Genomic DNA, 9,060 nt, shown 5'->3' on the forward strand with positions numbered 1-9,060 from the left:
TCTCCGGGCGGCGCGCCCCACCGGGCACCTCTCGGACCACGGGCTCAGCGCGCCGGACGGGGCTCCCCCGGGACGTCGGGGACCACCCGGAGTCAGTCCCGGGGCGGGAACCACCGCCGCAGCACCGGGACCAGCCCGTCCTCGGAGACCGTCCCCGCGACCTCGTCGGCGGCGCTGCGAACCACCGAGGGGCCCTGTCCCATGGCCACGCCGTGGTGGGCCCACTCCAGCATCTGGATGTCGTTGTCCCCGTCACCCACGGCGAGGGTGTCCTCGGCGGCCACGCCGAGTTCCACCCGCAGCTTCTCCAGGGCGCTGGCCTTGCTCACTCCGTCCGGCACCACCGTCACCCACGGCTGGTAGTGGTCGACCGTGTAGCAGCAGCCCGGCAGCACCACCCCGTCCATGCTCGCCCGCAGCCGCTCGGGGCTGTGCCCGGCCCAGTTGACGATCAGCCGGGGGACGGGATGTTCCAGCAGCCGCTCCACCGAGCACCGCCGCTGCGGGCCGTGCAGCTCCTCGGGGTCGAACAGCTCGGTGACCAGGCTGGCCGTGCCCACCTGCTCGGCCGCGTACAGCGCCCCCGGCAGCAGCGGGGACAGCCGTTCGTACACGGGCTGCGGATCGAAGGTCTCCACCGAGACCGCCTCCCGGGAGGACACCTCCACCCGGACGGCCCCGTTGGAGCACAGCGCGTCCCCGTCCGAGATCCCCAGCTCGTCCAGCACCGGCAACGTGCCCAACATGCTCCGCCCGGTGGACACGACCACGTGAACCCCCGCCTCCACCACATCGGAGACGGCGCGGCGCACTCCGGCGGAGATGGACTGCGTCGCCGGGTCGAGCATGGTCCCGTCGACGTCGAGCGCGACGAGTCGCGGCTTCCAGCTGGATGGTGTGGTCACATCAGCAGCCTATCCGTGACAGCCGGTGTCCGAGCACCAGAACCGCGTCATGTCACACGGGATTCACGTTCCGCTCATGGGAGGCGGCCAGCTCCTCCAGGGGGTGGGTGGTGTCGACGAGCCGCCGGGGGTCCACCGGTTGCCCGGACTCGACCAGCGCCCGCACCGACCGGGACACGTCGAAGACGTTGACGTTCATCCCCGCCCACACCCGGTTGTCCCCGTCCAGCCAGAACGCCACGAACCTCCGGGAGGACAGGTTGCCGCGCACCAGCACCCGGTCCTCGACCCCGTCGGGGACCCGCCCGTGGTACTCCATCCCCAGGTCGTACTGGTCGGTGAAGAAGTAGGGCACCTCGGTGTGGGCGGCTGCCTCCCCCAGCATGGTCGCCGCCGCGACCCGGGGCTGCTTCAGCGCGTTGGCCCAGTGCTCCACCCGGATCCGACCGAGCACGGGGTGCCGGGTCTCGGCGATGTCGCCCACCGCGAGGATGTCCGGGTCGCTGGTGGTCATGCCGGTGTCGACCAGCACTCCCTCCCCGACGTCCAGTCCGGCGTCGGCGGCCAGCGCGATCTCCGGCCGCGCCCCCACCGCGACCAGCACCGCGTCGGCCGGGATGTCCGCGCCGTCCACGGTGCGCACCCCGGTCACCCCGCCCCGGGAGTGGATCTCGGAGACCCGGTTGGACAGCCGCAGGTCCACCCCGTGCTCGCGGTGCAGGTCGGCGAACACCTCGCCCATGCGCGGCCCCAGCGCCGCCGCCAGCGGGGTGGGGGCGTTCTCCACCACGCAGACCTGCACCCCCTGGTTGCGGGCCACGGCCGCCACCTCCAGCCCGATCCAGCCCGCGCCGATCACCACCAGCCGCCGGATCCGCCGCAGCGTCTCGCGCAGCCGGTCCGCGTCACCCAGCCTGCGCAGGCAGTGCACTCCCCGCGCGTCGGCCCCGGGCAGCGGCAGCCGGCGCGGGCGGGAGCCGGTGGCCAGCACGAGCCGGTCGTAGTCGAGCACGGTGCCGTCGGCCAGCTCGACCCGGTGGCTCGTCGGGTACACGGCGCTCGCGCGGGTTCCCAGGCGCAGCCGCACCCCGTGCTCGGCGTACCACTCGCGGGGCTGCACGAGGAACTCCTCGGAGGTGACGGCTCCCGCCAGGTAGTCCTTGGACAGCGGAGGCCGCTCGTACGGCGGGATCTCCTCGGCGCAGACCAGGTCGATCTCGCCGGTGAAGCCCTTGTTCCGCAGCTCCCGCGCGGTTCGCGCACCGGCGAGACCGCCCCCGACCACGACGAACCTCTCGGTCATGAGGGCCCCCTTCGCCGCACTCGGACCCCGACGGCGGCTGCCGCCGCGCACCGGAGACGTGCTCCCCGGCACAACCCCAGCATAGGCGCGTGCCGGGCCGAGCGCCGTCCGAGAGGAACCCCGGTGAGTCCTACCTGCCGGGGCGCACCAGACCGGTCTCGTAGGCCAGCACCACCGCCTGCACCCGGTCCCGCAGTTCCAGCTTGGACAGGATCCGCCCGATGTGGGTCTTGATCGTGGCCTCGGAGAGGTACATCCGCTCGGCGATCTCGCCGTTGGACAGCCCCCGGGCCATGTTGACCAGCACCTCGCGTTCCCGGTCGGTGAGCACGTCCAGCACCGAGGCGTCCCGGAGCTCACCGCCGGACTCCCGCAGGAAGCGGTCGAGCAGCCGTTTGGTGACGCTGGGCGAGACGACCGCGTCCCCCTCGTGCACGGAGCGCACGGCCGAGACCAGGTCGTCGGGCGGGGTGTCCTTGAGCAGGAAGCCGCTGGCTCCGGCGCGCAGGGCCGACAGGGCGTAGTCGTCGAGGTCGAAGGTGGTCATCACCAGCACCTTGGCCAGTCGTTCCCCCACGATGAGCTCGGTGGCCCGCACCCCGTCCATGCCAGGCATGCGCACGTCCATGAGCATCACGTCGGGCCGCTGGTCGCGGGCGGTCTCCACGGCCCCGGCGCCGTCCTCGGCCTCGCCCACCACTTCCAGGTCGTCCTGCGCGTCCAGCACCATGCGCAGCCCGACCCGCATGAGCTCCTGATCGTCGACCAGCACCACCCGCACCATGTCGCTCCACCCTAGGCCACCGCCCCCGGGCGGCGGTGCGCTGTCGGCACTTCGGCGGGCTCGCGTTCACCCGGCCGAGGAAGACCGTTCGGCGGCCAGGGGGAGTTCGGCGCACACCCGCCAGCCGCCCTGGTCGGTCGGGCCCGCTTCGAGGGAGCCGCCGTAGACGGTGGCGCGTTCCCGCATCCCGATCACCCCGTTGCCGCCGGAGGAGGTCGGGGGCTCCAGCACGCGGGGTGAGCCGCTGTCGGTCACCTCGATGCGGATTCGCTCGCCGTCGTTGTCCAGCGCCACCGAGGCCGTGGCGTTCCAGCCCGCGTGTTTGAGCACGTTGGTCAGCGACTCCTGGACGATCCGGTACACGGCCAGCCCCTGCCCGGTGGGGATCTGGTCGAGGTCGCCCCGGATCCGCAGTTCGACCGGAAGTCCCAGCGCGCGGACGCGTTCCACCAGGTCCTGGATGCCGTTCACCCCCGGTTGGGGGGAGCGCTGCTCGTCGGGTTCCTCCTCGGGGTGGCGCAGCACGTGCAGCAGGCCGCGCAGTTCGCTCAGCGCGTCGCGGCCCGTGCTCGCTATGGTCCGCAGCGCCCGTTCGGCCGTGTCGGGGTCGCGGTGGACGGCGTAGACGGCGCCGTCGGCGTGGGTGACCATCACGCTCACCGAGTGCGCGAGCACGTCGTGCAGTTCCCGGGCGATGCGGTTGCGTTCCTCGGCCACCGCGATCCGGGCCTGCTGGTCGCGTTCGAACTCCAGGCTGCGCAGCCTGCTCTCCACCGCCCGCTGGTAGGCCCGGCGGGCGCCGATGTACTCCCCCAGGGTCCAGCAGAACCCGGCGGCCAGCAGCAGTTGGACGGCGAAGAACGCCGCGCGGTAGCCGGTGAGGGCGTCGAAGACCACCAGCGGCGTCACCCAGACCACCAGGATTCCGCAGCCGTAGAGCGCGGCCGGGCGGCGTCCGGTGTAGGCGACCAGGGTGTAGAGCATGACGAACACCCCGAAGCTCCCCGGCCGGGTGACCGTGTCCGGGTGGACGAGCAGCTGGACCAGCAGCCCGAGCAGCACCGTGCCCGCGACCGGGGCCGGGGCGGTGCGCCGCAGCACCAGCGGCGGCACCAGCAGCACCCCCGCCAGCACGTCCCAGAAGAGCGCGGGGCCGGCGGTGGGAGGTGTTCCCGTCGTGCCGCGCAGCACTTCGAGCGCCAGCAGCGCCAGCATCAACAGGGTGTCCCCGGCGATGGGGTGGGCGCGCATCCACAGGCTGATCCTCCGCACGCCCACCGACCATAGCCCGCTGCCCTGCTCGGTCGCGTCGTTCCACGGTCCCGTCCCGACTGGTCCCCGGGTGGTAGTCGCCGCCGGTTCCTCTCGGGGTCGGCCGGGTTCGTGGCCGCAGGCGCGTGGGCGGGGTGGCGGTCTCCGCTGCCCGGGGCGGAGCAGGGGCCGCCCGGCGGGTGGAGCAATCCCGCCGGGTCGATGTTGACAGTTGTGTGGTCCTCGGGTGTGAATGTTCGCCGATGGTGACTGGCGTTCGGTCGTGTTCGCCCGTGCTCGTGGTGTTCGCCCGGCCGCGTCCGGGTTCGCGCGGAACACGGCGACGCCACCGCGCACGGTTCGACCCGAAAGGACTCCCATGAACGATTCCGAGGCCGCCCGGGGCGGCTGGAGCAGACGTGCCGCGCTGACCACGCTCACCGCCACCACGGCGGCGACGGCACTCGGGGGCCGGGCCGCCGCCGACGCGGGACGGCACGGCCCCGGGGCTCCCGGACACGGCCGGTACGAGCAGACCGCCAACGGCAGGCTCTACGAGATCCGTTGGGGGCGGAACCGTGCCGTGGTGGCCGGGGTGGCCGCGACCCTGCTGTCCTGGCGGGTGGACGGCACCGAGATGCTGCTGACCCACGCGGCCGACGATCCCGGGGAGGGCTACCAGGGCAAGACCATCCTTCCCTGGCCGAACCGGATCGACGGGGGAAGCTACGAGTTCGGCGGGCGCAGCCTCCAGGTCCCGATCAACGAGCCGTCCCGGCAGTGCGCCCTGCACGGGCTGATGAGCTTCGTGGAGTGGGAGCCGGTGTACCACCACCGGGACCGGGTGCGGCTGCGCTACCGGCTGCACCCGCAGTACGGCTACCCGTTCCACATGGAGTTCACCGTGGACTACGCCGTCGACCGGAACGGGGTGCGGTGCACGCTGAGCGCCGAGAACGTGGGGCGGGAGGCCGCCCCGGTGGGGTGGGCCAACCACACCTACGTCGCCGCGGGGCCGGGCGGCACCGACGCGATGGAGCTGATGCTGCCCGCCGACACCTACTACCGCACCAACGATCGGCTCATCCCCACCGGGACCGCCCCGGTCTCCGGAACCCGCTACGACTTCCGAAGCAGGCACCGCATCGGGAGGACGAAGCTGGACACCGCCTACACGGGGCTGTCCCGCGACCACCGGGGGGACGCGGTGGTGCGCATCGGTCTGGAGGACGGTCGGGACGTGCTGCTGCGCGTGGACGGGGCGCACGAGCACCTACAGGTCTACACCGACGACGGTGCCGGCGAGGACCGTCCCCAGCCCGCCCGTTCGGGGATCACGGTCGAGCCCAGCACCTGCCCACCGAACGCCTTCGTCACCGGCGAGGACGTGCGCGTGCTGGCCCCGGGTGAGCGCCACGAGGGAAGCTGGAGCCTCAGTCTGTCCACCCGGGACAGCGCGGGGTGACCAGTCCGGAGCACGAAGCGCCCTCGCCGTTCGGGGGCGCTGTCGGGGTGCTTCCGGGGGGTGCTGCCGAGGGTGCTGCGCCGTTCGGGCGGCGGCGTTGTTCGGTGGCGTTCTCGGCCGAAGACGCACGTGCCGACGGGAACGAAAGTGATTCCCACAGCGGAACCGCGCTGTTAGGATCGCAGCTCACGAAGGGTAGGCCCCGCACACGCGGGGATGGACCCATCGGCATCCGCCCCCGGTGGTTGTAGTGACCGTAGGCCCCGCACACGCGGGGATGGCCGGTTCCGCCGCGAATCGGCCCGGCTCACAGGAACTCGGCGGTTGGGAAGGGGAAGCGTGTGGCAACACGCCGGGAGGTTCCCAAGCGTTCGCTCGGCGTGTCGGTCACAGGTCGGTCACAGCCGGGGTGTGGTCATCCCGGAAATCCCTGCTCAACTGCCGTGGCGCCAGCCCTCCGGGGCTGGCGAGGATCGCAACTTGCGCGCCGGTGTCGACGTCGTCGTGCGCGGGGAAGGTGTGGCGCCAGCCCTCCAGGGCTGGCGAGGATCGCAATGTCAACCTGACCATGGTCGCCAACGGTTTCGCGAAGGGTGGCGCCAGCCCTCCGGGGCTGGCGAGGGATCACGGGAATCCCCGTACGGCGAGCAGCTTGCGCGGGGTAGTGGAAGTCGATTTTGCCGAAAATTGGCATTCATCTTGGGCGGGGACACGAAAGCAGCGCCCCCGGTCTTCGGGGGCGCTGGTGCTGTCTATCGGGTCACTCGAAGCGGTCGGTTTTGATCGCGTCGAGGAACGCGGCCCATTGTTGCCGCGTGGTGGCGATGTGCCCGGCCGAATGGTCCTTGGTGTCCCGGATTCCCACGGTCTCGGAGGCGTAGCCGACCTCGAGGCACTGACCTCCGCCGTTGCTGCGGGTGGACTTGCGCCAGCGAGCCTGACTGAGTTCTACGGTGGTCATACTGGACGCTCCTCGGTAGGGGGTATCCGCGTTACTGGCTCGGAGATACCCGGCATGAGAGACAGCGCGCGAGGTCCGATCGGGTGGAGAGAGGACACACGTCCCGCCCGGTGACACCGAGCGGGACGTCACGAGCAGGGCTCAGCCGTCGAGGTGGCCCTGTTTGATCGTGCGGACGAACGACGCCCACGTGGCACGGTCCACGGCGAGTGTGCCGCCGTGGCGGTCCTTGGTGTCCCGGATTCCCACGACCTCGGAGACGTAGCCGACCTCGAGGCACTGACCTCCGCCGTTGCTGCGGGTGGACTTGCGCCAGCGAGCCTGACTGAGGTCTGCGATGGTCATACTGGACGCTCCTCGGTAGGGGGTATCCGCGTTACTCGCTCGGAGATACCCGGCATGAGAGACAGCGCGCGAGGTCCGATCGGGTGGAGAAAGGCTACGTCCCGCCCGGTGACACCGAGCGGGACGTCACGAGCAGGGCTCAGCCGTCGAGGCGGTCACTTTTGATCGCGTCGAGAAAAGAACCCCACTGCGAACGTGTGAACGCGAGGACCGGGCTGTTCTCACCCAGTTTCGTGTCGCGTACTCCGGTGGCGGAAGGCGCAATCCCCACGTCAACGCACGCTCCGGTACCGTTGCTGCGGGTGGACTTGCGCCACCGCGCCTCGGTGAGGTTGGGGGTCAACATCCCGTCACCTTCCAGCGCCAAGTTCCTCGATGGTTCGCTTCAGCATGGATTTGGACTCGTTCAGACCGAGCGCGTCCATGCGTAGCCGCTCGTAGACGAGGGTATACGTGTCGAGGTGGTGTGGTCGATCCAGGTAATCCGCGCTTGTGATGTCTTCGAGGTAAACAGTGCGCTTGCGGTTGTTGTACAGCCGCAGGATCGTGAACGAGGTTCCGAGTGAGGCGTGACTTCCGGCGCTGAACGGCAGCACTTGCAGCGTGACGTGTTGAAGATCGGCTAGCTCGCGGAGAAGTTCCAACTGTTCGTGCATGACCGTGGCCCCACCGATCAGACGTTTCAGCGCTGCTTCGCCGAGGATGACCGACAAGCGTGGCGGAGTCTCGCCGTACAGCTTCTCCCGACGTTCGACGCGTCGTTTGACGAGCTGGTCGATGTCAGATGCTTTAGCCAGTACAGAAGCTTTGGCGACTTCGCGCGCGTAGTCCTCGGTCTGCAGAAGCCCAGGGATCAACTCTTCGGCGAAGAGCAGGATTTCGGAGGCTCCCGCTTCCATCCCGACGTAGCTCCGAGCCCAATCGGAGACCTTGCCGTAGCTACCTCGTCTCCGAGCCTCCTTACCGAGCTGGCGCACGCGCTCAGCTGTGGCCTCGTCAGCCTCGAAGTACCCGAGAAGCACCTCCACTTCAGCCGCGCTGAGCGTGGCCGCTCCGGTCTCCACTTTGCCCACTTTGGTGGGATACCAACCGAGCCGTTCAGCCACGTCCTCCCTGTCCTTGCCCGCTTCTGTGCGGAGCTGCTCCAACTCCATGCCGAGTTGGATGCGATGCATTGTCGGCTCCGACGACCCCATGGTCTGCCTCCTCGGCTGTCTCGGTGAGGTAGCGGTCCAAGCGGGTCAACATCTCCGCTTGTCATCAATAAGTAGTAATCCTAGTTGTGTTTCTTGTTGACTTTGCTTGATGAGTGTATAAACTGTACATGCGTGAGTACAGAGCGGGTTCATATGGTTTCGGTGTGTCTTCGCAGGGAGCGCGACCCGCAACGAGAGACAAAGTTGATCTTCGACAGTGTGAGGTGCCTGTGCCAACACGGCGTCAAACGCCTTCCACAGGAGGCGAGCGTCCTCATGAGACGCGAGGCATGGATTGCGTAAACCACCGGGATGAGAGTGCGCCCATCTTCGGAAAAGCAGAGAGCGGCTTCCGGGCCCAAGGACGCTGTACTCGTTCGCCGTCCGAGCGGGTGAGTGGCGTGCTCTCCGCGTTGTGAACCGCTCGTCCGGTGGCGGCAACCACCGGACGAGCAGCCCTTCTCCCGCGTGCAAGCCGCCAAGCACCACGCGGGGATTGCTCCACCAACTGCGTGTGAAAGGGAGCGTTGTTCATGCTAGCGCTTGTCACGACACGTGTCAGGACGTGTCGTCGTCCGTGGGGACACCTCCTCCTCGTGTGGGGGGTGTGTTGAGATGCGGCCCCTGTTTCCGCGTGCGGCGGTGTTTCTGGTGCTGGCCCCCACCGAAGCGGACCACCGGTGGGCACAAACCCCCCGGCTGCACGCCCTCGAACACCACCCGGAGCACTACACGAGCCCGTGGGCACTGACACTGTGCCTGCTACGGCTACGACCGACCGAGATCACCAGCCTCACCGAGCACACCGACCCCGAGACACGCTCCGGCCCCGAGATGTGTGCCCCATGCT

The 9,060-nt window shown here is 69.6% G+C and carries 11 protein-coding genes; 2 read left to right on the top strand and 9 right to left on the bottom strand.

Annotated elements, in window-relative coordinates; genetic code table 11:
• Window positions 1-92 precede the first annotated feature (92 nt).
• The 4 genes from CEP50_RS19310 to CEP50_RS19325 all read right to left on the bottom strand — a co-directional run bounded on the left by CEP50_RS19310 (window position 93) and on the right by CEP50_RS19325 (window position 4,264).
• Window positions 93-905 carry an HAD family hydrolase gene (locus CEP50_RS19310; protein WP_106115338.1) on the bottom strand — a complete coding sequence of 271 codons (813 nt, stop codon included), beginning with the start codon at window positions 903-905 and terminating at the stop codon, window positions 93-95.
• Between the two features lie 52 nt (window positions 906-957).
• Window positions 958-2,208, bottom strand: coding sequence for an NAD(P)/FAD-dependent oxidoreductase (locus CEP50_RS19315; protein WP_106115339.1), 1,251 nt, complete (start codon window positions 2,206-2,208; stop codon window positions 958-960).
• A gap of 130 nt (window positions 2,209-2,338) precedes the next feature.
• Window positions 2,339-2,992 carry a response regulator gene (locus CEP50_RS19320; protein ID WP_106115340.1) on the bottom strand — a complete coding sequence of 218 codons (654 nt, stop codon included), beginning with the start codon at window positions 2,990-2,992 and terminating at the stop codon, window positions 2,339-2,341.
• A 66-nt stretch (window positions 2,993-3,058) separates the two neighbouring features.
• A complete protein-coding gene (locus tag CEP50_RS19325) occupies window positions 3,059-4,264 on the bottom strand; it encodes a sensor histidine kinase (RefSeq protein WP_258175432.1) in 1,206 nt (401 codons plus the stop codon).
• A 358-nt stretch (window positions 4,265-4,622) separates the two neighbouring features.
• Here CEP50_RS19325 and CEP50_RS19330 point away from each other — a divergent pair, with 358 nt between their 5' ends.
• Complete coding sequence (locus tag CEP50_RS19330) at window positions 4,623-5,708, top strand: aldose 1-epimerase family protein (RefSeq protein ID WP_106115342.1); 1,086 nt, start codon at window positions 4,623-4,625, stop codon at window positions 5,706-5,708.
• Window positions 5,709-6,095: 387 nt separating this feature from the next.
• Here the strand turns inward: CEP50_RS19330 and CEP50_RS20200 are convergent, their stop codons facing one another.
• From CEP50_RS20200 to CEP50_RS19355, 5 genes are all read right to left on the bottom strand, one after another.
• On the bottom strand, window positions 6,096-6,263 hold the full coding sequence (locus CEP50_RS20200; protein WP_219905572.1) for a hypothetical protein: 168 nt from the start codon (window positions 6,261-6,263) through the stop codon (window positions 6,096-6,098).
• Between the two features lie 205 nt (window positions 6,264-6,468).
• The gene (locus CEP50_RS19340; RefSeq protein WP_106115344.1) at window positions 6,469-6,669 is read right to left on the bottom strand and encodes a DUF397 domain-containing protein; all 201 of its coding nucleotides are present in this window, start codon (window positions 6,667-6,669) and stop codon (window positions 6,469-6,471) included.
• A 141-nt stretch (window positions 6,670-6,810) separates the two neighbouring features.
• Entirely contained in the window at window positions 6,811-7,014 is a 204-nt protein-coding gene (locus tag CEP50_RS19345) for a DUF397 domain-containing protein (protein ID WP_106115345.1), read from the bottom strand.
• 139 nt (window positions 7,015-7,153) lie between these two features.
• Complete coding sequence (locus CEP50_RS19350) at window positions 7,154-7,360, bottom strand: DUF397 domain-containing protein (RefSeq protein ID WP_106115346.1); 207 nt, start codon at window positions 7,358-7,360, stop codon at window positions 7,154-7,156.
• A 4-nt stretch (window positions 7,361-7,364) separates the two neighbouring features.
• On the bottom strand, window positions 7,365-8,189 hold the full coding sequence (locus tag CEP50_RS19355) for a helix-turn-helix domain-containing protein (protein ID WP_181188470.1): 825 nt from the start codon (window positions 8,187-8,189) through the stop codon (window positions 7,365-7,367).
• 636 nt (window positions 8,190-8,825) lie between these two features.
• On the opposite strand from CEP50_RS19355, the gene CEP50_RS19360 reads away from it, so the two are divergent.
• Window positions 8,826-9,060 (top strand): hypothetical protein (locus CEP50_RS19360; protein WP_106115348.1); only part of this gene is annotated, 235 nt, incomplete at its 3' end.

Source organism: Actinopolyspora mortivallis (assembly GCF_003001495.1).
GTDB classification, from domain to species: Bacteria; Actinomycetota; Actinomycetes; order Mycobacteriales; family Pseudonocardiaceae; genus Actinopolyspora; species Actinopolyspora mortivallis_A.

Coding starts and splice junctions, on each gene's coding strand:
- CEP50_RS19355 (WP_181188470.1), bottom strand. CDS start 8,189: ATGCATCGCATCCAACTCGGCATGGAGTTGGAGCAGCTCCGCACAGAA.
- CEP50_RS19350 (WP_106115346.1), bottom strand. CDS start 7,360: ATGTTGACCCCCAACCTCACCGAGGCGCGGTGGCGCAAGTCCACCCGC.
- CEP50_RS19315 (WP_106115339.1), bottom strand. CDS start 2,208: ATGACCGAGAGGTTCGTCGTGGTCGGGGGCGGTCTCGCCGGTGCGCGA.
- CEP50_RS19330 (WP_106115342.1), top strand. CDS start 4,623: ATGAACGATTCCGAGGCCGCCCGGGGCGGCTGGAGCAGACGTGCCGCG.
- CEP50_RS19340 (WP_106115344.1), bottom strand. CDS start 6,669: ATGACCACCGTAGAACTCAGTCAGGCTCGCTGGCGCAAGTCCACCCGC.
- CEP50_RS19320 (WP_106115340.1), bottom strand. CDS start 2,992: ATGGTGCGGGTGGTGCTGGTCGACGATCAGGAGCTCATGCGGGTCGGG.
- CEP50_RS19345 (WP_106115345.1), bottom strand. CDS start 7,014: ATGACCATCGCAGACCTCAGTCAGGCTCGCTGGCGCAAGTCCACCCGC.